This is a genomic window from bacterium, from assembly GCA_041649255.1.
Classification (GTDB): Bacteria; Hydrothermota; UBA3073; order JACQXS01; family JAQTXJ01; genus JAQTXJ01.
Genome location: JBAZNK010000023.1, coordinates 23697 through 43912, shown reverse-complemented (window position 1 = coordinate 43912; position 20216 = coordinate 23697). Strand labels below are relative to the sequence as shown.

Below are 20216 nucleotides of genomic sequence, written 5' to 3'. Positions count from 1 at the left end.
CCTGCGGCTCCTATTCCTGCTAATTTTAGGAATTTTCTTCTTGTAATTTTTTTCATTTTTCCTCCAAGTTTGTGTAATTAATGTAGTATATTTTTAATATTCTAAATATAAAAAGTCAAGATAATTATCCCGTATTTACTTTACAGGGGGAGAGCTTGTAGTTTATTTTAGTAGAAGAAATTAAATCATGAAATTTCGCAAGATTACAACCTATGAAAATAACATATCAAAAGCTCTATTTAGCTAGAATCAGAAAAAAAGAATTCTCGAGTTCGCAAACAGTAATATTTTTGATTTTTTACATAAAATTTGACAATAAGAGGTTTCATATTAGAATAAAAATAATGTTTGATATTGGATTTTCGGAATTAGTAGTTATCCTTATTGTAGCATTGTTTGTGTTTGGTCCACAAAAATTGCCGCAGATTGCAAGGTTTATCGCAAAAGCTATAAATAAACTTAAATATGAAACAGACAATGTTAAAAAAGTTATAGAAAAAGAGGTTATGGAAGACAATTTAATTAAAACAAATAAACGTCATAATCCGGATTTTAATGTTTATGAAAGATTAAATAAAGGAAAAAGTATACAAACAGAAAATAGTGGAAATAGGGAAAAAAGAGAACATAAAAAGAAAAAATTAAAAGTTAGTAACACTTCTAAAACTGTTAAAAACAAATCCGGAAAAAAGATAGGTAAGAGTAAGAGACAAAAGAAATGGTAAGAGAAGATAGATCTGTGAGTTTTTTTTCACATCTTGAGGAATTACGCAAGAGACTGATTTTTTGTGTAATAACGATTATAATTACTTCTGTTGTGGCGTATAACCAGACGACGAATATATTAAAGCATCTATCCCAGCCTTTAGGCAATTTGTATTTTTTGTCCCCTGTAGAGGCATTTATTGCAAGGATGAAGATAACACTATTCTGTGGGCTTTATCTTGCTCTACCGATTATATTTTATCAAATATGGAGATTCGTGGAAACGGGATTACATAATAAAGAAAGGCGGAGCATATCTTTACTTGTAGTTTTTTCTTTTTTGCTATTTACTTTAGGGGGAGCATTTGCGTATTTTGTGATGTTACCAATAGGATTGAAATTTTTATTAAGCTGCGGGACTGCAACCTTACAACCAATAATATCGGTAGAAAAGTATATAACTTTTGTAGTTGGTTTAGTCCTGAGTTTCGGACTGGTCTTCCAATTGCCAATAATTATATTCTTTTTAGCCCAAATAGGTATCGTGAGTCCAGGATTTTTATTTAAACAACAAAAGTATGCGATTCTGATAATATTTATAGTTGCGGCAATTTTAACGCCACCGGACGTATTCAGCCAATGTTTAATGGCAATACCATTGTTGATTTTATATGAATTTAGCATTTTAATATCGGTGTTTGCGGTAAAAAAAAGAAATAGGGGGGAAGATGGGTAAAATAGGAGTAGGAGAATTATTGTTAATACTCGCAATTGTGCTTCTTTTGTTCGGCGCTAACAAGATACCACAGATAGCGAAATCTTTAGGACAGGGAATAAAAGAATTTAAGAAAGCGAATAAAGGCGAGGGAGAGGATGTTAAGAATAAGACAAAAGGAGGAGGAAAAGTTAAATAATACACTTTAAGATTGAAAAGATATAAATTATCTTCCCAAATGCTTTCGAAATGGAATGCCTTTAATAAAGTACTTATTGTAATGTATATTTAAATGGGAAACATACTATTTAAAAGAAGAGTTACATATTATCATCGCCTGTTCTATATCCCCTTTTATGAAAGTGTCTATGGTTTGGATAATTATGGGAGCTAGTTCAGTTAATGCTTTGAGTTCGGTTTTTGAGAATTTAGACAGTACAAAATCGGCAGCGTCATATTTTTTGGGGCCTATGCCAATCCTGAGACGTGGGAAATCGTCAGTTTCCAAATGATAGATGATAGACTCCAATCCTTTGTGTCCGCCACTTGAGCCTTTGCGCTTTAACCTTGCCGTTCCAAAAGGGATTTCAAAGTCATCTACTATTACGAGAAAATCAGAATTGGAAATATTATATTTTTGTATGATTTGTTTTGCAATTATCCCGCTTTCGTTGACATAAGATAGGGGTTTTACGAGAAAACATTCTGTGGTTTCACCGACGAGCCAGTTGTTTTTTAATTTTAATTTAGTATTGTAATATTCGGATAACTTATCTATAAAGGAGGATCCTATATTATGTCTTGTGGATGTATATTCTTTCCCGGGGTTACCTATACCAAAGACAACTTTAGTCTTCAATCTTAAATCTGACAAATCTTTTTATCAGAATGTTTTCACGAAATTTGGAGATGTTTTCTTTGATAAAATCTTCTACGGTTATTTCAGCGTTTTTTAAGAAAGGTTGTTCCAGTAAACAATTATCTTTATAGAATTTTTCTAGTTTACCTTCAGCTATTTTATCCAGAATCTTTTCAGGCTTCCCTGATTGTTTGGCTTCTTCTTTATAGATTTCTATTTCGTGCGCAATTTCTTCTTTGGGAACTTCGTTTCTTGAAACCCATCGTGGTTCTGTTGCGGCGATTTGCATAGCTATGTCGTGGGCAAGTTGTTTGAATTCCGGAGTTCGAGAAGTAAAATCAGTTTCACTTCTTACTTCAACAAGGACACCAAGCCTTGAACCAAAATGTATGTAAGATTCAATAAGCCCTTCGCCAGTATCTCTTCCCATTTTGGATTCAGCTCTGGCTATTCCTTTTTTTCTGAGGAGGTCCGTTGCCTTAGCAATATCATTACCACATTCCACAAGCGCATTTTTACAATCCATCATGCCTGCGCCTGTTTGGTTTTTTAAATCCTGGATTAAACTAATACTTGGTTTTTCCACTGTTTTCTTTTATTGCTCTTCCTGCTAAAACGGCATCTGCAAGAATTTGGGTTATTAATGTTACAGACCTTACTGCATCATCGTTTGCAGGTATAGGATAATTTATTGGGTCTGGGTTGACATTCGTATCTACGATAGCTACAACCGGAATATTAAGTATCAAAGCTTCCTGAAGGGCTATCTTATCAAATTTTGGATCTGCAATAAATATAATAGACGGTAATCTGTTCATATCAAGAACGCCATCTAAAAATTTATGCATTTTTTCCATTTTTCGTTCCATGTCAAGAATTTCTTTTTTCTTGAATTTAGTCCAAAGGTCGGCAGCCTTATCTGCTTCGAGTTTTTTTAATTTATCAACACTTTTTCGTATAGTAACGAAATTTGTGAGTGTGCCACCAAGCCATCTTTGAGTACAGAAAAGAGAATTACACCTCAAAGCTTCTTCTTTTATGACATCGGCTACTTGAGATTTAGTTCCAACGAACATAATTAGTGAATCATTAGAAGCTATGTCTTTGACTATATCATAAGCTTTGTTCAAAAGTTCCAGAGTTTTGTCAGGATCAATTATATGAATACCTTTTCTTTCCCCAAAAATGTAGGGTTTCATCTTTGGGTCCCAGTGAGAAGTCCGGTGCCCAAGATGCATACCAGCTTCAAGAATATCTTTAACGCTTAACGTTTTGTCCATTGGAATGCCTTCCTTGCTTTAGCTAATCCATACTTGCGGCGCTCTTTTTCACGAGCATCACAGGTCAGGAAACCATAAGGTTTTAATACTTTTCTTAGTTCAGGGTAAGATTTTATTATTGCTCTTGCAATAGCGAGTTTTAGTGCGTCTGCTTGCCCTCTAACTCCGCCCCCCCTGACATAAGCAATTATATCAAATTGTTTATCTTTTATTTGTTGTAAAGGAGCTAAAATTGTTTTTATTAAATCTTCGCGACAGAAGTATTCTTTAAGTTGTTTGTTATTAACTTTTATTTCTCCTTTACCGTTAGTTAATTTAACAAGAGCGCTGGCTTCTTTTCTTCTACCGGCAGCTTTAGAATATTCCATAAGTTATACCTCCAACTTGACAGGTTTCTGAGTCTTGTGAGGATGTTCCGGACCTGTATAAACTTTTAATCTTTTCAATCTTTTGGCATTCAGTTTGTTTTTAGGCATCATACCATGAACAGCGTGAAAAATTATGCGTTCAGGATGTAATTCCATTTCCTTTGCATAAAGCGTTTGCGTGAGTCCGCCTCTCCAACCTGAATAACGGGTATATATTTTCTTATTTTCTTTGCCTCCGGTGACTTTTATTTTATCTATGTTAACACATATGACAAAGTCCCCTTCATCTTTGTGAGGTTCATAAGTGGGTCTATTTTTGCCCATCAAAATATTAGCTATTTTTGTTGCAAACCTGCCTAAAACCTTACCTTCAACATCTACTATCCACCATTTTCTATCCATAATGGAAGCTAACATAAATAAATAAACTCTTTTTGTCAAGACTTTTTATCAAATATTAAAATGTTTTGAAATAGTGGGGAGGAATAGTAAAAATTGTTGATATCCTTGAATTTAGACTTGTAGTATATTTTTGTAAGCAATAGATTTGTGATTAATTTGCTGTCATTTTTATTCCGACAGGTATATCCCTTTTGTTAAAATATATATAAATAGTTTTTTGATGAATTAGTATTATTGATAAAATTAAAGGCAAAGAATTTTTAAAATCAATATTTCTTTATTAGAATTAGATTAGAGGAAATTTTTCCCATAACATAATTTGGCCTGTGTAAAATTTAAACTATAATGATTTATTAAAATATTTGTTCTGACTGACTGGGAGTAAATGATAATATATTATACAGTAGAGATAAGCTCTAAACATTTTACTAACAACTAAACACTAAATATTAAGCTTGAAGCTTACTTGTTTATATCAAGTTCTGAATTAGTAGCAATAAAAAATATAAGGGAGATGAAGGAACAAAATACGGGCAGTAATTGTGAAGAAATACACTTTGTTTGACTCATAAAGATGTAAGGATGTAATTTAACTTTTCAACTTTGATGATCTGGATATAAATATACTATAACTGCTTTTGTCTATATATGTTTCTCTAAATGTATATGTAATTAAAGGAATTAACGCTTAAAACTTTAGTAGTGATTAATGTTAATATTCTGAAATAGTAATCACAAAAATAAAAAACTTGTTGACAAATATTGATTTGTTATTTACCCTCACAGACTATATGGGAATGACTGATCCGATTGGCGATATGTTAACTCGCATAAGAAATGCTATTAATGCAAAGCAGAGCGAGATAATTATGCCTTCTTCAATAATGAAACTTGGTGTTGCGGATGTTCTTAAAAGGGAAGGGTATATCAAGGACTATAACTTTGAAGCCTCAAAGCCTAAAAATTTCATACATATATATCTTAAGGATGTTCCCGTTATTCAAGAAATAAAAAGAGTAAGTAAACCGGGGTGCAGGATGTATAGTTCAGCCGAAAAGTTGCCTCGTGTAAGGGATGGATTAGGAATTGCAATACTTTCTACATCGCGAGGAATATTATCTTCTCGCGAAGCTAAAAACTTGAAAATCGGTGGCGAAGTTTTGGCTTATATTTGGTAATATAAAAATGTCAAGAATAGGTAAACTTCCAATTTTAATTCCAGAAAGCGTAAAAGTTCAGATGGATAATAATAAAATTAAAATTGAAGGTAGCAAAGGAAAACTTGAATATAATGTGCCGTCAAATATAAAAGTGAATATAGAAAATAATTATGTGAAACTTAGTTTGATTGAAGAAAATAAGCTTTACGAACCTATTTTTGGGACTACAAGGGCACTTCTTAATAATATGTTCACAGGGGTAAGTAAGGGGTATCAAAAAGCATTGGTAATTGTTGGACAGGGGTATCGCGCAAAAATGGATGGAGAAAAATTAGTTTTGCAGATGGGGTTTGCGAATCCTATTGAATATATGCCCGCGGAAGGTATAAAAATAACTGTTCCTGACCCACAGAAAATTATTATTACTGGTATAGATAAGGAATTAGTAGGCAATATAGCAGCAACTATAAAAGCATATAAACCACCTGATCATTATAAAGGTCAGGGTATAATTTACGAAGGCGAATACGTCCGTAAAAAACCCGGAAAGAAAGCAGCGGGTTCAGGAGCTTATGGAAGCACGAAATCGTAGGCATAAAAGATTAAGGTATAAATTGGTAGGCACACCGGAACGTCCTAGATTATCAGTTTATAGGAGTTCAAAATATATTTGTGGACAAATAATAGATGATACTGCAGGACATACACTAGCATATATAAGTTCTGCTGTTTTAAAAGAAGGGACTAAAAAAGTTAAAAGTAAAGAGTGTGGTAAACTTATTGCTCAGCTTGCACTTTCGAGAGGAATCAAAAAAGTTGTTTTTGATAGGGGTGGTTATCAATTTCATGGCAGAATAAGTGAATTTGCCATAGGCGCAAGAGAAGGTGGATTAGAATTTTAGTGGGAGAAATATGAAAGATACAAGGAATAATGATACTTCAGGATTAGAGAAACGCACAATAAGTATAAAAAGAGTTACGAAGACTACAAAAGGTGGGAAAAGACTTAGATTCCAGTCTTGTTGCGCGGTTGGAGATTGTCAGTCTCGTGTTGGAGTTGGTCTTGGAAAAGCTCAAGAAGTAGCAAGCGCAGTTAACAAAGCTGAAATTAGAGGTGAAAAAAATATGATAGAAGTTAAACAACGGGAAGGTACTATTCCACATAGTGTTTATGGAAAATGTGGAGCTTCTAAGATTTTTATGAGACCTGCTTCACCCGGAACTGGTATTATTGCATGTGGTTCTGCTCGAGCTATACTTGAATTAGGCGGGATAAGAAATGTTCTTACAAAAGCGTTCGGATCACATAATTCAGTTAATCTTGCGAAAGCTACCATTGATGCTCTTTTAAAATTAAGAACTTCTGAAGAGGTGGCCACTTTAAGGGGAATATGGAAAAAACAATAAATATAAAAATTACTCAGGTAAAGAGTGTAATAGGAAGTACTAAACGGAAAAAGGGAACAGTTAAGGCCCTTGGATTAAGACGAATAAGGCATTCGGTGATTCATAAGCTTACTCCTGAAATTGAAGGTATGGTAAATCACGTGAAAGAATTAGTAAACGTGGAATTAGTCAAATGAACTAATTGAGGACGGGTAGGTTGAAAAATTACAACCTATTTCTAAAAGAAATTGCTGAAAAAGAAGGAATTACACTTTTTGGCACCTGTAAAATTGAAGAACTGAAAGATTTATTCCATCAGGAGATAAAAGAAAATTTGCCATCTCTTTTGTATGCTATTTCTATAGGATATAGATTATCTAATGGAGTTCTCGCAACGATAAAAGATGCTCCAAGTTTACTTTATAAACATCATTATAAAAGTATAAATTGGTTACTTGACCAAGCTGTGGAAAAAATTGCAAGTGTGATTCAAAAGGAAGGAAAGCTTGCAGTTGCTATACCTGCCTCACAAATAGTTGATTGGGATAAACAAACTGGACATTTATCGCATATACTTATTGGACAAAAGTGTGGGATGGGATGGATTGGTCGTTCCGGAACCCTTGTAAATGCGAAATATGGAGCACAGGTAAGATATGCGACTGTTTTAACCGATATGCAATTAGAAGTAAGTAGTCCTTCAGAAGGAAGTTGTGGAAATTGTAAAAAGTGTATAGAAGCTTGTCCTGCTGGTGCAATTACTGAAGAAGGATATGATAAAAAAAAGTGTATGGAGAAAATAAAAGAGTTTGCTCGTATAAGGGGAATTGGAGTTGGTATATGTGGGATATGTATTAAAGCTTGTGTCCCAAATTAATGGAGAGAGATAATTATGTTTGATAGATTTGCAAGTAGAGGGTTGGGTATAGATTTAGGGACTGCTTCCACATTGGTATTTATTCCCGGCAAGGGAATAGTTCTCAATGAACCTACGGTAGTAGCCTTTGACGTAAAATCAAAACATGTTATTGCAGTTGGAAAAGAAGCAAAACAAATGCTTGGGCGAACGCCTGATACCATAAGAGCTATAAGACCAATGAGAGATGGAGTAATTGCTAATTTTGAAGCAGTGGAAGAACTTTTAAAACAATTTATTATGAGAGTTAAAGTAAGCGGTCTTTTTGCTAAACCTCGTGTGGTTGTTGCTGTCCCTTCCGGAACGACTGATGTAGAAAGGCGAGCTGTGCGAGATTCCGTAGAACATGCGGGCGCATCTGAAGCATGGTTGGTTTTAGAACCCGTTGCATCTGCTATAGGTGCCGGGTTAGAAATTGACTCATCGTTTGGCAATATGATAATTGATATCGGTGGAGGTACTACAGAGATAGCTGTAATTGCTCTCTCAAATATTGTGTGTAATGAATCAATAAGAGTAGCCGGAGATGAAATGAACCTTGCCGTAGTTGACCATTTAAAAAAGAAATATAATTTGTTAATAGGAGAATCTACAGGGGAAGCTATAAAGATAGAAATAGGGTCTGCTGCATTATCAAAAGAAGAAAAAAGTATGGAGGTTAGAGGAAGAGATGCTATTGGTGGATTGCCTAAGGCTATTAAAATTAATTCTAAAGAAATTCGTGAAGCGTTACAAGCGCCAATCACTGAAATTATCCGGGCGATTAAATTAGCATTGGAAAAAACCCCACCGGAACTTTCTTCCGATATTATAGAACAAGGAATTACATTGACCGGAGGCGGTTCGTTGCTAAATGGTTTGGGAGGACTTATTTCTAAAGAAACTGGGCTTATAGTAAAAACCGTAGACAATCCAATTGAATGTGTCGTTAAAGGTACAGGAAAAGTGCTTGAAAAATTTGAGAAATATAGAGACATCTTAGTTTAATATTTTAAGTAAAGGTAAAATTCCATAAAAAATGAAAAATAGAATTGGGTTAATTATAGTGACGTTTGTTTCTATAATTTTGATTATAACGGGAAGGACTGAAAATGGAATACAATTCCAACTGAAATTAAGTGGTGTTTTTGCCCCGCTGGAGTCATGTACCGCTTTTTTTTTTAATACCTTTAGAATAAGGCAGGAAAACAAAATTCTCAAACAAAAAGTAGTTGAGTTATCAACAGAGAATCAGATTCTTAATAGTTATAAATCTGAAAATGCTCAATTGCGAAAACTTCTTGATTTTAGCCAGCAAATACCTTATCTTGTAGTTCCTGCAAATATAATAAATAGGGAATTAGATCCCATATCTGAAGTCTGCGGAATTAACAAAGGTGTTTTGGATGAGGTAAAAATTGGACTACCTGTTATAACCGAGGATGGTATCTATGGTAAAATTGTAGAGGTTCAATCCAATAAAGCATTAGTTCAAACTTTGTTTAACTTTAATTTCAGGATAAGTGGAATGGATATAAGAAGTGGAGTACAAGGAATTGTAAGGTGGGAAAAAGGGAAAGGGTGCATATTAGAACATGTTCCAGTAAATTTCGATATAAAAGCAGGGGATGAAATCATCTCTTCCGGTATAGGTAGTATATTCCCCAAAGGATTAAATATTGGGAAAGTTAAGGAAGTGACTATAGATCCAAGCAAACTTTTTTATTATATTACTTTAGATCCTGCCTGTAAATTTGCTAAAGTTACTAATGTTTTTGTTCTAAAAGAAACAGCTTTGAATGCAAATGTTTCTGACGATTCTTTGTTAGTTAATACACTAGGTTGGAAAGTTATAAAAACAGTGCCGGATAGTATATATAATAAATCTTCGGATACTCTATATAATAAACCGAAAGATATTTATAATAGTTCTTTAAATGATACGGGTAGCATTAATCAAGAAGATGAAGAAATAATAGAGTAACTTCACTGCTAACAGGCAAAAATGATAAAATTAATCGTATCCACTTTTTTGTTTTTTATAATGCAAATTACGATAGTTAATAATATTGCCATATTCCATATTACGCCCGATATTGTTTTAATTATTATACTTTATATTGCTTTGTTTTATGGAGAAATAGGAATGTGGATAGGATTTGGAATAGGTATTTTTTTAGATCTTTATAATTTTTCACTGGGATGCAATACTTTAATGCTTTCTTTAATTGGTTATGGAGCTAAAGAATTATCAGGTAGAATTTATAGAGACGCCCCTTTATTATGGGGTATAATAATTATTACTAGTTCGATAATAAAGAATATAATTATATTTATACTGCAAAAAGAATTATCATTTCAACTTATAATGACATATATATTACCTGAAGCTATATATACCACAGTGGTAGGAATAGTTATATTTTATATATTCAAAAACTATCTGTTTATAAAAAATACTTATAACAGATAAAATTTAATAAAAGATTTATGGGAAAATTGAAAAAGATTTGACAAAAGCAACATGTTAAATAAAGATATCATAAATATAGATTTTAGGGGGGTGATAAGGATAAATAAAAATATAGTTTATAAAAATAGTAACGATTTTTTTAGGGGGTAAAAATGAGGAAATGTTTCATTCTTCTGATGATATTGCTTTTAGGCGTAAATGTGTTTGCTATAAATACAAACCTGAAAATTCAAGGTGCATTAAGAAATAGTAGTAAAAGTTGTGATTATGCTAAGTGTTCTCTAGGTCCAATACCTTTTAGTGCTTTTTCGGAAGACTTTGAAGGTGGATCGCTAGGTTGGGAAGCAGGCTTTGTCGGAAATCTTGTACCTACAACATGGCATACTGATACTTTTCAGGCTTATGGCGGAAGTGGAAAATCGTGGTGGATGGGAGGATCTCCTTCCATAAAAGGATATGATAATTTTTGGTACCAAAAATTAATTTCACCGAAAATAGTATTGCCAGCTACAGGTCTTACTTTTACATTTAAGATGAATAGGCATGTAGAAGGTACAGCAGGGGCAGAAGCACCATATAACGGTTGGGATGGCTGTAATGTTCGTATTTCAACGGATAATGGCGCTACATGGACAGTGTTGACAAATCCAACGCCTGCTTATAATTCTACAAGTATGTATAGTTTTGGTTTTGCACATGGAGAAGGGGCTAATGTTTCAGGTTGGGGTGGCTCTTCCGGTGGTTGGGTAAATGCAAGTTTTGATATCTCTTCTTATGCAAATGATACGGTTATGATTAGTTGGGTGTTTGCTTCAGATCCTGGACTTTGCACTGTGGATAGTGTAGGGATTTTTGGTTGGCAAATAGATAGTATTGATGTAGCGGGTGTATTTACAAATGACGGCGAAGATACTACGGGATTCTCCTATGCAAGCGGAGCTCACTTAATATATGATAGATGGGTGCTGACAGATAGTTCTTATAATAGCCCTGTACATAGTTATCATTGTATTCATGATTCTAACGCAATGCATGCACTTGTATCTCCTTCTATAAGTATTCCGGATACTGGGCAATCGTTTCTTTCTTATTATGTTTGGTGCGATATGCCTGATTGTGATGGAAATGCGGACCAGAAACTAGAGGATTATTACGAGATAGATATTTCTACAGATGATGGCATAGTATGGAACAATTTTGCTTATGATTATGGTGCTGCAGGCTCAGATTCTGGATGGGTACAAAGAGATATAGGACTTATGGAATCAAATATAATAGCTTTGGACCTTAGCCAATATGCAGGGCAGACGATTAAAATTAGATGGCTTGTTATGACTGACAATAACGATGATGGTGGAGTAGGAACAGGTTTGTATATTGATGATATTAACATTGATACGCTTGGCATAGAAGAAAGCAACAAGCCGAAAATATCTACATATAGCTTATCGAATTGCTCTCCTAACCCATTTACAAGAAGTACCGGAATCAAGTATTCCATTCCTACTAACTCTTGTGTTACAGTTAAAATCTTTAATCTCTCAGGACAGGAAGTAGCAAACCTTGTAGATAAAGAGCAAAATGCAGGTTCATATACTATTAACTGGAATGGAAAAGATAAAAATGGTAAATTAGTTCCAACAGGCATGTATTTATACCAGTTGAAATCGGGTAGTTTTTCCGAAACAAAGAAGATGGTATTAATGAGATAGTACTAGAAAACGACTAAGATTATTAAAAATGAGGGCGCTAAAAAGTGCCCTCATTTTTTTCTTGACTTTTTTAAAAAAAATACTAGATACAACCATACTATGGAAATAAAAGAAATTAACGAAAAAGTTCAGCAGGAGAGCGTCTTTTTAAGCACACTTTATGCTGAAATTGGTAAAGTAATAGTTGGTCAGAAATATTTTATTGATAGGTTGCTGATTGCACTTCTCGGGGATGGACATATTTTGGTTGAAGGCGTGCCGGGACTTGCTAAAACTCTTTCCGTATCGACACTTTGCGACTGTATTCAAACTAAGTTTCAACGTATTCAATTTACTCCCGATTTATTACCTGCCGATTTGATAGGAACTCTTGTATATAACCCGAGAGAAACAAGTTTTTCAGTAAAAAAAGGCCCGATTTTCAGCAACCTTGTCCTTGCAGATGAAATAAACAGGGCGCCTGCCAAAGTTCAATCGGCTCTACTTGAATCTATGCAGGAAAGGCAGGTTACAATTAGTGAAGAAACCTATAAATTAGAACAACCTTTTATGGTTCTCGCAACACAAAATCCAATAGAGCAAGAAGGAACTTATCCTTTACCTGAAGCTCAGGTAGATAGATTTATGTTAAAAGTCAAAATAGGATATCCTACGAAAGAGGAAGAATTGGAAATAATAGAAAGAATGACAAGCAAAGAAAAACCTAAGGCTAATAAGGTTATAGGAGTAAAAGAAATATTTCACGCAAGGGAAGTAATGCAAGAAATATATGTTGATAAAAAAGTAAAAGAATATATTGTTAATCTAATATTTGCTACTAGAGAACCGGATAAATATGGCGCAAAAGACCTTAAAGGATTAATAGCTTATGGAGCATCTCCTCGCGCATCTATTTATCTCACGATTGCTTCAAAAGCTAATGCGTTCCTGCATGGGAGAGGCTATATTACACCCGAAGATGTTAAAGCTGTTGGATATGATGTACTGAGGCATAGAATTATTTTCACTTACGAAGCAGAAGCAGAGAACATAACAACGGATGATATAGTAAAAAGATTATTTGAAGAAGTGGAAGTCCCATAGTTCTTTTTCCTCTCCGTCGGAGGACGGTTAAGTTCGTCTAAGGCGGACTAAAATTTAATATTCAAAATGCTTTCAGAAGAAGTAATCAGAAAAATCAGGAAAATAGAAATCCGCTCAAGACGAACGGTTACCGATGTGTTTGCGGGTGAGTACAAGAGTGTTTTTAAAGGTAAGGGAATGGAATTTCTTGAGGTCCGCGAATATTTCCCCGGGGACGATATCAGAACAATTGACTGGAATGTTACTGCAAGAACCGGAATCCCTTATGTGAAAAAATTTGCAGAGGAAAGAGAACTTACCCTGATGATACTTCTTGATGCCTCGGCTTCTTTTGATTTTGGAACAAAGACTAGAATAAAAAGAGAATTGGCAGCAGAAATAGGCGGCGTACTTGCTTTCTGCAGCCTTAGAAATAATGATAAGCTTAGCCTTGCCGTTTTTACGGATAAAATAGAAAAATTTATTCCTCCTGCTAAAGGAACGGCCCACGTGCTTACTACAATAAAAGAAATTCTATATTTTAAACCGGAAAATAAAAAAACAGATATGAAGCTAGCATTAGAATATGTTTCTCGGGTTATGGCAAAAAGATTTATTCTCTTTATTATCTCTGATTTTTTGACACCGGGATATGAACAAGCGCTTAAAATAGTAAGTAAAAAACAGGATGTAATCCCAATAAGAATGTTGGACCCTTTAGAAATTGAACTTCCTTCTGCAGGAGTAGTTGAATTCGAAGATCCGGAGTCTATGCAGAATATTGTTGTGGATACATCTGACTCCCAATTCAGAAAAAACTTTGTTCTTAAAAGAAAAGAAAGGCATGAAGAAGTAAAGTCTTTCTTTAAAAATTCAGGTATTGATTGTATTGATATAAGAACAAATGAAGATTATATGAAACCCCTTATCAAGTTTTTTGCAATGAGAGCAAGAAGAATGAGATGAAATTTGCCGAACCTGGATTATTTGTTTTGTTGTTTATACCACTGATTATATTCTTTTTGTATCTGTTTTATATAAAAAGACGAAAACAAATCAAATCCAAATTAGGAGATATTGAATTAGTAGAAAAAATGTGTTCGTCTGTAAATTATAAAATGCAATCTCTAAAAGTGTTCTTTATAATTTTAAGTTGTATTTTATTAGTTTTTGCCTTGTGCAGACCGCAATGGGGAACAAAGTTACAGGAAATTAAAAGAAAAGGACTTGATATTATGTTTATTCTGGACTTGTCTAAATCTATGTTAGCTGAGGACATTCCACCGTCAAGATTAGAATACGCGAAATTAGAAGTTTCTAATTTCATAGATAAATTAAAGGGAGATAGAGTTGGAATATGTGGGTTTGCGGGGCGGGCATTTATTTATTGCCCGTTAACTCTTGATTATTCGGTTGCAAAACTTTTTCTCGATATGCTTAACCCTGATGCTATTCCTACTCACGGTACTAAAATCGGAGATGCTATTATAAAAGTAAAAGAATCTTTTACCAACGACAATGCATCTAATTCTAAGTATAAAATAGCTATTCTTATTACAGATGGAGAAGATATTGATTCTGACTGGCATTCTGCCGTTCAGGAAGCAGTTAAATCAGGGTTTAGAATCTATACTGTTGGAATAGGAACCCCCGAGGGGGAACCAATTCCAATTAAAGATGAAAATGGGAATATATCCGGTTATAAAAAGGACCCCGAGGGGAAAGTTGTAATGAGTAAACTTAATGAACCTATACTTGAAAACATTGCCATACTTACCGGAGCAGGTTATTCAAGAGGTGGACTGGATAAAGTCTATCAAGCATTATCACATCTTGAAAGAAGGGAACTTACCGATAAGTTTGAAACTCAATATCAGGATAAATTTCAGTGGTTTCTACTGCCGGCAATAGTTCTTCTTATCGCAGGCTTCATAATTCCTGATAGGAAAAAGAATGCTTAATTTATTGTTATTTGTCGTCCCTATGCTTTTGGGCTCTCCACGAGACCTAAATGAGCACGGGAATAAATTATACAATAAAAAGGACTATGGTGGAGCATTGGAAAAATATAAATCCGCCCAGGTGAAAGATCCAAGACTTATGGTAATAGACTATAATATGGGATGCGCAAGGTATAAAGTAGATTCTCTGGAATATGCGATGTCACTATTTACAAAAATTATGGCTTCGCTTGAAAGTAAGGAACTAAAGGAAAAAGCTTGCTATAATATTGGAAATACTCTATTTAAATCGGGGAATTTGGAACTGGCAATGGAGTCATATAAACAAGCTTTAAGAATGAATCCGGACGATAAAGATGCAAAAATAAATCTGGAATTTGCACAAAAAATGTTAGAACAACAGAAACAGCAGCAAAAAGATCAAAAAAATCAAGATAAACAGAATCAGGATAAGCAGAATCAAGATAAAAAGCAAAATCAACAGCAAAAGGAGCAACAAAACAAGCAAGATAAACAGCAACAACAGGATAAACAAAACCAGGAACAACAAAAACAAAATGCTCAAAATATTCTTAAAAGCTTAGAACAAGATGAAAAAGATACTAAACAAAAGAGTCAACAGAAAAATGCTAAAGTAGGACAGATTCAAATCCTTAAAGATTGGTAAAAATGATTAGAAAAACGGTAAATTCTAAAACTATTATTTCCTTTATCACAATATTTTTATTGCCTTTGGTTCTAAGTGCTCAAAATATAGATTTTACTGCTTCTTGTGATAGAACGCAGGTTGCATTAGGAGAAACTTTTACTCTTGAAGTTAAAGTCGGGGGTAATATATCTAATGCTCCCGAACCTAAATTGCCACAAATGAATGATTTTGATGTTGTTTCCACCGGTAGAATGCAAAATATGTCTATTATTAACGGAAAAGTATCTTCCGCCATATCTTTTAACTATACTCTTTCCCCAAGAAAAATCGGTAAATTCACTATTCCCCCCTGTACTATGACATATAAGGGGAAAAGTGTACAAACCCAGTCTATTGATATTGAAGTGGTAAAATCATCTGCGTCTACACAATCCTCGTCCCAATCACCCAATACTGTGAATCTACCTAAAAGGGGTACGGGACAAAAAGATGTTTTTGCTACGCTTACAATTAGTAAGAATAAAGCTTATGCAAATGAACAATTACTTCTAACTTTTAAATTTTATCAAGGAGTAAATCTATCATCTAATCCATCTTATAATCCACCTCCTGTAACAGGCTTCTGGATGGAAAATTTAGGACAAACCCATAATTATGAGACTATTTCCGGAAGGCAATATCTTGTAAATGAAATAAAATATGCGTTATTTCCAATGTCGGAAGGAACATATAAGGTAGGTCCCGCTTCTATAAGATATGAAGTAGAAGATTTTTTCAGTTTTCCATTTGGTGGCGAAACAAGGGTTGCAACAACCAATCCATTGGAAATTACGGTCATTAATCTCCCATCGAAAGCCAAACCAACTGATTTTTCCGGTGCCGTCGGAAAGTTTGAAATGTCATCCAAGTTAGATAATGCACAGGTAAAACAATGGGAACCTGCTACTCTATCTATTACGATTAGTGGAGAAGGAAACATAAAATCAATAGAAACTCCTAAATTACCTGAATTACCTGATTTTAAGATATATTGTTCCGGCTCGGATGTAAAATCCAATACTAGTAAAAATAGAATTGCAGGACAAAAGGTTTTTAAAGTTATCCTTGTTCCTCAAAGAGAAGGTAAGTTTGAAATACCACCTATAAATTTTTCTTATTTTGACCCTTCTATTGCCGAATATAAGACACTGACCACAGGTAATTTGTCTCTTAGTGTAAGCGCCGGGATAAAATCACAGTCTTATGTTGCGTCCCAGGAAGGACAACCCGTTGAAATAGTAGGGCAAGATATTCAATATATAAAAACAGAATTGAATCTTAAAAAAGAAAATAATTGCCTTTATAAAAATAAAATGTTTTTATTTGTTCAGATTTTGCCCTTGCTTGCTCTTTTAATTGCTTTTGTATCGGCTAAACAAAAGGAAAAACTCCTGACGGATAAAGCTTATGCTCGTGCTGTAGGTGCCGACAGGACAAGAAAAAAAGGGCTTGCCAAGTGTCAGAAAACATTAACAAAAGGAATGACAAAAGAGTTTTATGATGAAGTTCATAGAATTTTAATCGGGTATATAAGCGGCAAGTTAAATATACCGGCACCTGCTCTTACAACAGAGGTAGCAATAAATAGGCTGAAAGGAAAAGGTGTTGATGAAGAACTGTTGAAAAGATTTCATAATCTGCTTTCTTGCTGTGAGCTTACAAAATTCGGATTGGGTGAATTGAAAAATGAAGAAATGAAAAAGAATTATAAAGAATTAACCGAACTATTGACAGAATTTTCAAAAAAATTATGAAAATAATATTATTATTGATCTTATCAACCAATCCGGATATTGCTACTCTAACAGATGCCAATAACCTATATAATAAAGGACAGTATGATGCTTCCATAGAAAAATATGAAAACTTAATTAATAAAGGTGTAGCAAACCATGTGATATATTACAATTTAGGAAATTGTTATTTTAAGCTTGGTAAATTTGGAAATGCTGTTTATTTTTATAAGAAGGCACAAAGACTTGCTCCGGGAGATCATGATATTAACTATAATCTTGATTTTGTACGCTCAAGGCTTACGGATAATTTGAAAACATCACAGTATCCTAAATTTATTACTTCTTTCATAGATTTTTTTACATCTTTGAACGTTAATTTCCTTTCACTATTTGCTTCTATATTATATTTCCTGCTTGTAATTACGATTATTATGTCTTTGTTTAAAACCCGCTTCCCGGTTAAAAATTATATATTGGGGTTATTTGTAGCTTTATTTGTTGTTCTGGTTGTTTTTATTATAAATTTCAAAACAGTAAATTCCAGGGAAGGTGTCCTTATCGATAATGTTGCAGAAGTAAGAAGTGGACCATCGGAAGATTATACGCTGATATTTACCATCCATGAAGGGATGGAAATGAGAATATTGGATGAACAAATCCGACAAACAACAGGTGGACAGGAAAGCTGGCTTAAAATAACTTTGCCTGGTGGACTTGAAGGATGGCTACTTGCAGAGAAAGTTAAAAAATTATGATAACACTCCTTTTTATACTAATTTCTTCGGTTAACTTTAATACAAATGTAGATAAAAATGAAATATCTGTTGGAGACCGTATTAAATACCAGATAGATATACAAAAAGAACAATCAATAAAACTTGATACTACTGAATTACCCCAAATAGGACAACCGATTAAAGTAATTTATTTCCCTGTTGATACGGATACTTTATCTGTTAAAATGTTAAGTAGTAATTTTGAAATAATAGACAGAAAAATATCCGAAGATAAAAAATCGGTTAAAATTGTTTTTACTCTTACAAGCTTTAAGGCGGGAAACGATACTATACCTGAATTAACCATAAAATATAAAGATAATACAGGGAACAAATCCGAATTTGTTACTAAAGGAATACCTGTTAACGTTAAAAGTATATTGCCTGATAATATTCAGGATATAAAAGATATTAAGCCCCCGGAATCAATACCAAGAAATTGGGGGATGATACTTTTAATCTTATTGATTATAGTTGTTTTGGGTGCTACAGGATGGATAATATATAAGAAAAGGCGTAGGAAAATAGAAACGGCTGAAATATTATTAAGGCCGCCTTATGATTTAGCATTAGAACGCCTTAACTCCTTAAAATTAGACAAAAATAATATAAAAAAGTATTATATCGAACTTTCGGATATTATAAGACAGTATATTGAAGGAATATATACTATTTCTGCGCCTACCGAAACTACCTTTGAACTTTATAGAGAATTAAGAAAAATAAAAATAAAATATGAAATCATTGAATATATAAAAAGCTTTTTAGATAATTGTGATATGGTAAAATTTGCTAAATATGTGCCTTCTCCGGAAATAATAGAAAAGAATTATCTGGATGCAAAGGAAATTTTAAGTAAGACTAAACCTGAGGAAAAAGTTGTTATATCAGAAAATGTAGGTAAAAACGGAGGTCAATAAATGTTTCATTTCGCATCTCCATATTGGTTGTTAGGATTGCTCTCTCTTCCTTTAATATTCTGGTGGCACCTTAAGAAAAAACATTCAACTATGAGATTTACTTCCGTTGATTCTTTTGCAGGTATAAAAGAATCTTTTAGAATAAAACTTTATAAAATATTGCCATTTATTGAGATTTTTACAATTGGTGTATTGTTAATAGGGCTTGCAAGGCCTCAAATCGGAAAAACGTATGAAGAAATAGTTACAAAAGGTATCGATATAATTCTTGTATTAGATATTTCTTCCACTATGAATACTATTGACTTCCCGCCCGATTATAATGTGGATAAAATTGAAGGTATATTGAGAAGTGGGCACCAGGAATCTTTACCCATCCGTTTACAAATTGCTAAAAATGCTGCTAAAGATTTTATTAATGGCAGAAAAGGGGATAGAATCGGTTTGGTTTTGTTTTCTCAACAGTCGTTTACGCAATGTCCCTTAACTCTGGATTATAATATACTTTTAAAACTTCTTGATGAGTCCAAAATTGGAATGATTGAAGATGGAACCGCTGTGGGAATGGGCATTGCAACAGCTGTAAATAGAATAAAAGACTCTGATGGAAAAAGTAAAATTATTATTCTTTTAACAGATGGAATAAATAATGCCGGTAAAATAGACCCTATGACCGCCTCGCAACTTGCTAAAACTATGAATATAAAAATATATACTATAGGAGTGGGAAATAAAGGAATAAGCGTATATCCGGTCCAAACAGGTTTTGGTGTTAGATTTGCAGAAGTAAAAGAACAGTTAGACGAAGAACAATTACAAAAAATTGCCGATATTACAGGTGGACTGTATTTTCGTGCAGACTCTCCGGATGCCCTAAAAGGTATTTATAAAACTATAGATAAATTGGAGAAAGTAGACATAAAAACAAAAAGATATACTCTTTATCGGGAAATATATAAATATTTTGTATATATTGGGTTATTGAGCTTGTTATTGTATATTTTTCTGATTTTTGTAATAGTAGCAAAAATTCCTTGAACTAATTTATACTTAAAAAACAATCAAAAATAATAAATTCCCAGAGAAATAGTAATTGACAAACATAAAACTCCAATTAT

26 protein-coding genes are annotated in these 20216 nt (G+C 33.6%); 21 read left to right on the top strand and 5 right to left on the bottom strand.

Going from position 1 to position 20216, the window contains the following annotated elements:
• Window positions 1-344 precede the first annotated feature (344 nt).
• The 3 genes from tatB to tatA are packed head-to-tail and all read left to right on the top strand — an operon-like array spanning window position 345 to window position 1619.
• Window positions 345-725 (top strand): Sec-independent protein translocase protein TatB, encoded by a 381-nt coding sequence (gene tatB, locus WC614_12880; protein ID MFA5033894.1) that lies wholly within the window; start codon window positions 345-347, stop codon window positions 723-725.
• A 14-nt stretch (window positions 726-739) separates the two neighbouring features.
• Window positions 740-1441, top strand: coding sequence for a twin-arginine translocase subunit TatC (tatC, locus tag WC614_12875; protein ID MFA5033893.1), 702 nt, complete (start codon window positions 740-742; stop codon window positions 1439-1441).
• Window positions 1434-1619 carry a twin-arginine translocase TatA/TatE family subunit gene (gene tatA, locus WC614_12870; GenBank protein MFA5033892.1) on the top strand — a complete coding sequence of 62 codons (186 nt, stop codon included), beginning with the start codon at window positions 1434-1436 and terminating at the stop codon, window positions 1617-1619. Before tatC ends, tatA begins: the two co-directional genes overlap by 8 nt.
• Before the next feature lie 105 nt (window positions 1620-1724).
• Here tatA and pth read toward each other — a convergent pair whose 3' ends face one another.
• From pth to rplM, 5 genes are read right to left on the bottom strand one after another with little or no spacing between them, the layout of a single operon-like run.
• Window positions 1725-2279, bottom strand: coding sequence for an aminoacyl-tRNA hydrolase (pth, locus tag WC614_12865; GenBank protein ID MFA5033891.1), 555 nt, complete (start codon window positions 2277-2279; stop codon window positions 1725-1727).
• Complete coding sequence (locus WC614_12860; protein ID MFA5033890.1) at window positions 2269-2865, bottom strand: translation elongation factor Ts; 597 nt, start codon at window positions 2863-2865, stop codon at window positions 2269-2271. The genes pth and WC614_12860 overlap by 11 nt, the downstream gene beginning before the upstream one ends.
• Window positions 2846-3559 (bottom strand): 30S ribosomal protein S2, encoded by a 714-nt coding sequence (gene rpsB / locus WC614_12855; protein MFA5033889.1) that lies wholly within the window; start codon window positions 3557-3559, stop codon window positions 2846-2848. Before rpsB ends, WC614_12860 begins: the two co-directional genes overlap by 20 nt.
• Window positions 3544-3927, bottom strand: coding sequence for a 30S ribosomal protein S9 (gene rpsI, locus WC614_12850; protein ID MFA5033888.1), 384 nt, complete (start codon window positions 3925-3927; stop codon window positions 3544-3546). The genes rpsB and rpsI overlap by 16 nt, the downstream gene beginning before the upstream one ends.
• A gap of 3 nt (window positions 3928-3930) precedes the next feature.
• Window positions 3931-4344: a 50S ribosomal protein L13 gene (gene rplM, locus WC614_12845; protein MFA5033887.1), complete on the bottom strand. Its 414-nt coding sequence runs from the start codon at window positions 4342-4344 to the stop codon at window positions 3931-3933.
• Window positions 4345-5120: 776 nt separating this feature from the next.
• Between rplM and rpsH the strand changes: the two genes are divergently transcribed.
• From rpsH to WC614_12755, 18 genes are all read left to right on the top strand, one after another.
• The gene (gene rpsH / locus WC614_12840; GenBank protein MFA5033886.1) at window positions 5121-5507 is read left to right on the top strand and encodes a 30S ribosomal protein S8; all 387 of its coding nucleotides are present in this window, start codon (window positions 5121-5123) and stop codon (window positions 5505-5507) included.
• A 7-nt stretch (window positions 5508-5514) separates the two neighbouring features.
• Window positions 5515-6081, top strand: coding sequence for a 50S ribosomal protein L6 (rplF, locus tag WC614_12835; GenBank protein MFA5033885.1), 567 nt, complete (start codon window positions 5515-5517; stop codon window positions 6079-6081).
• Window positions 6062-6391, top strand: a complete 330-nt coding sequence (rplR, locus tag WC614_12830) for a 50S ribosomal protein L18 (protein MFA5033884.1) — start codon at window positions 6062-6064, stop codon at window positions 6389-6391. Before rplF ends, rplR begins: the two co-directional genes overlap by 20 nt.
• A 10-nt stretch (window positions 6392-6401) precedes the next feature.
• Window positions 6402-6896, top strand: a complete 495-nt coding sequence (gene rpsE, locus WC614_12825) for a 30S ribosomal protein S5 (protein ID MFA5033883.1) — start codon at window positions 6402-6404, stop codon at window positions 6894-6896.
• The gene (rpmD, locus tag WC614_12820) at window positions 6881-7072 is read left to right on the top strand and encodes a 50S ribosomal protein L30 (GenBank protein ID MFA5033882.1); all 192 of its coding nucleotides are present in this window, start codon (window positions 6881-6883) and stop codon (window positions 7070-7072) included. The genes rpsE and rpmD overlap by 16 nt, the downstream gene beginning before the upstream one ends.
• Window positions 7073-7092: 20 nt before the next feature.
• Window positions 7093-7752 carry a hypothetical protein gene (locus tag WC614_12815; protein ID MFA5033881.1) on the top strand — a complete coding sequence of 220 codons (660 nt, stop codon included), beginning with the start codon at window positions 7093-7095 and terminating at the stop codon, window positions 7750-7752.
• Window positions 7753-7767: 15 nt separating this feature from the next.
• The gene (locus WC614_12810; protein MFA5033880.1) at window positions 7768-8778 is read left to right on the top strand and encodes a rod shape-determining protein; all 1011 of its coding nucleotides are present in this window, start codon (window positions 7768-7770) and stop codon (window positions 8776-8778) included.
• Window positions 8779-8809: 31 nt separating this feature from the next.
• Window positions 8810-9754 (top strand): rod shape-determining protein MreC, encoded by a 945-nt coding sequence (gene mreC, locus WC614_12805; GenBank protein ID MFA5033879.1) that lies wholly within the window; start codon window positions 8810-8812, stop codon window positions 9752-9754.
• A 21-nt stretch (window positions 9755-9775) separates the two neighbouring features.
• Window positions 9776-10243 carry a rod shape-determining protein MreD gene (gene mreD / locus WC614_12800; GenBank protein MFA5033878.1) on the top strand — a complete coding sequence of 156 codons (468 nt, stop codon included), beginning with the start codon at window positions 9776-9778 and terminating at the stop codon, window positions 10241-10243.
• A gap of 152 nt (window positions 10244-10395) precedes the next feature.
• Complete coding sequence (locus tag WC614_12795) at window positions 10396-11955, top strand: T9SS type A sorting domain-containing protein (GenBank protein ID MFA5033877.1); 1560 nt, start codon at window positions 10396-10398, stop codon at window positions 11953-11955.
• Window positions 11956-12054: 99 nt separating this feature from the next.
• Window positions 12055-13038, top strand: a complete 984-nt coding sequence (locus WC614_12790) for a MoxR family ATPase (GenBank protein MFA5033876.1) — start codon at window positions 12055-12057, stop codon at window positions 13036-13038.
• Window positions 13039-13104: 66 nt separating this feature from the next.
• Window positions 13105-13983, top strand: coding sequence for a DUF58 domain-containing protein (locus WC614_12785; protein MFA5033875.1), 879 nt, complete (start codon window positions 13105-13107; stop codon window positions 13981-13983).
• Complete coding sequence (locus WC614_12780) at window positions 13980-14978, top strand: VWA domain-containing protein (protein ID MFA5033874.1); 999 nt, start codon at window positions 13980-13982, stop codon at window positions 14976-14978. The genes WC614_12785 and WC614_12780 overlap by 4 nt, the downstream gene beginning before the upstream one ends.
• Entirely contained in the window at window positions 14971-15645 is a 675-nt protein-coding gene (locus WC614_12775) for a tetratricopeptide repeat protein (GenBank protein MFA5033873.1), read from the top strand. The genes WC614_12780 and WC614_12775 overlap by 8 nt, the downstream gene beginning before the upstream one ends.
• A gap of 2 nt (window positions 15646-15647) precedes the next feature.
• Entirely contained in the window at window positions 15648-17420 is a 1773-nt protein-coding gene (locus WC614_12770) for a BatD family protein (protein ID MFA5033872.1), read from the top strand.
• Window positions 17417-18157: a tetratricopeptide repeat protein gene (locus tag WC614_12765; protein ID MFA5033871.1), complete on the top strand. Its 741-nt coding sequence runs from the start codon at window positions 17417-17419 to the stop codon at window positions 18155-18157. The genes WC614_12770 and WC614_12765 overlap by 4 nt, the downstream gene beginning before the upstream one ends.
• Window positions 18154-19098, top strand: a complete 945-nt coding sequence (locus WC614_12760; protein MFA5033870.1) for a BatD family protein — start codon at window positions 18154-18156, stop codon at window positions 19096-19098. Before WC614_12765 ends, WC614_12760 begins: the two co-directional genes overlap by 4 nt.
• A complete protein-coding gene (locus WC614_12755; GenBank protein ID MFA5033869.1) occupies window positions 19099-20136 on the top strand; it encodes a VWA domain-containing protein in 1038 nt (345 codons plus the stop codon).
• Window positions 20137-20216 lie beyond the last annotated feature (80 nt).

Coding starts and splice junctions, on each gene's coding strand:
- tatB (MFA5033894.1), top strand. CDS start 345: ATGTTTGATATTGGATTTTCGGAATTAGTAGTTATCCTTATTGTAGCA.
- tatA (MFA5033892.1), top strand. CDS start 1,434: ATGGGTAAAATAGGAGTAGGAGAATTATTGTTAATACTCGCAATTGTG.
- rpsB (MFA5033889.1), bottom strand. CDS start 3,559: ATGGACAAAACGTTAAGCGTTAAAGATATTCTTGAAGCTGGTATGCAT.
- rpsI (MFA5033888.1), bottom strand. CDS start 3,927: ATGGAATATTCTAAAGCTGCCGGTAGAAGAAAAGAAGCCAGCGCTCTT.
- rplM (MFA5033887.1), bottom strand. CDS start 4,344: ATGTTAGCTTCCATTATGGATAGAAAATGGTGGATAGTAGATGTTGAA.
- rpsH (MFA5033886.1), top strand. CDS start 5,121: ATGGGAATGACTGATCCGATTGGCGATATGTTAACTCGCATAAGAAAT.
- rplF (MFA5033885.1), top strand. CDS start 5,515: ATGTCAAGAATAGGTAAACTTCCAATTTTAATTCCAGAAAGCGTAAAA.
- rplR (MFA5033884.1), top strand. CDS start 6,062: ATGGAAGCACGAAATCGTAGGCATAAAAGATTAAGGTATAAATTGGTA.
- rpsE (MFA5033883.1), top strand. CDS start 6,402: ATGAAAGATACAAGGAATAATGATACTTCAGGATTAGAGAAACGCACA.
- rpmD (MFA5033882.1), top strand. CDS start 6,881: ATGGAAAAAACAATAAATATAAAAATTACTCAGGTAAAGAGTGTAATA.
- WC614_12810 (MFA5033880.1), top strand. CDS start 7,768: ATGTTTGATAGATTTGCAAGTAGAGGGTTGGGTATAGATTTAGGGACT.
- mreC (MFA5033879.1), top strand. CDS start 8,810: ATGAAAAATAGAATTGGGTTAATTATAGTGACGTTTGTTTCTATAATT.
- mreD (MFA5033878.1), top strand. CDS start 9,776: ATGATAAAATTAATCGTATCCACTTTTTTGTTTTTTATAATGCAAATT.
- WC614_12795 (MFA5033877.1), top strand. CDS start 10,396: ATGAGGAAATGTTTCATTCTTCTGATGATATTGCTTTTAGGCGTAAAT.
- WC614_12790 (MFA5033876.1), top strand. CDS start 12,055: ATGGAAATAAAAGAAATTAACGAAAAAGTTCAGCAGGAGAGCGTCTTT.
- WC614_12785 (MFA5033875.1), top strand. CDS start 13,105: ATGCTTTCAGAAGAAGTAATCAGAAAAATCAGGAAAATAGAAATCCGC.
- WC614_12780 (MFA5033874.1), top strand. CDS start 13,980: ATGAAATTTGCCGAACCTGGATTATTTGTTTTGTTGTTTATACCACTG.
- WC614_12775 (MFA5033873.1), top strand. CDS start 14,971: ATGCTTAATTTATTGTTATTTGTCGTCCCTATGCTTTTGGGCTCTCCA.
- WC614_12770 (MFA5033872.1), top strand. CDS start 15,648: ATGATTAGAAAAACGGTAAATTCTAAAACTATTATTTCCTTTATCACA.
- WC614_12765 (MFA5033871.1), top strand. CDS start 17,417: ATGAAAATAATATTATTATTGATCTTATCAACCAATCCGGATATTGCT.
- WC614_12760 (MFA5033870.1), top strand. CDS start 18,154: ATGATAACACTCCTTTTTATACTAATTTCTTCGGTTAACTTTAATACA.
- WC614_12755 (MFA5033869.1), top strand. CDS start 19,099: ATGTTTCATTTCGCATCTCCATATTGGTTGTTAGGATTGCTCTCTCTT.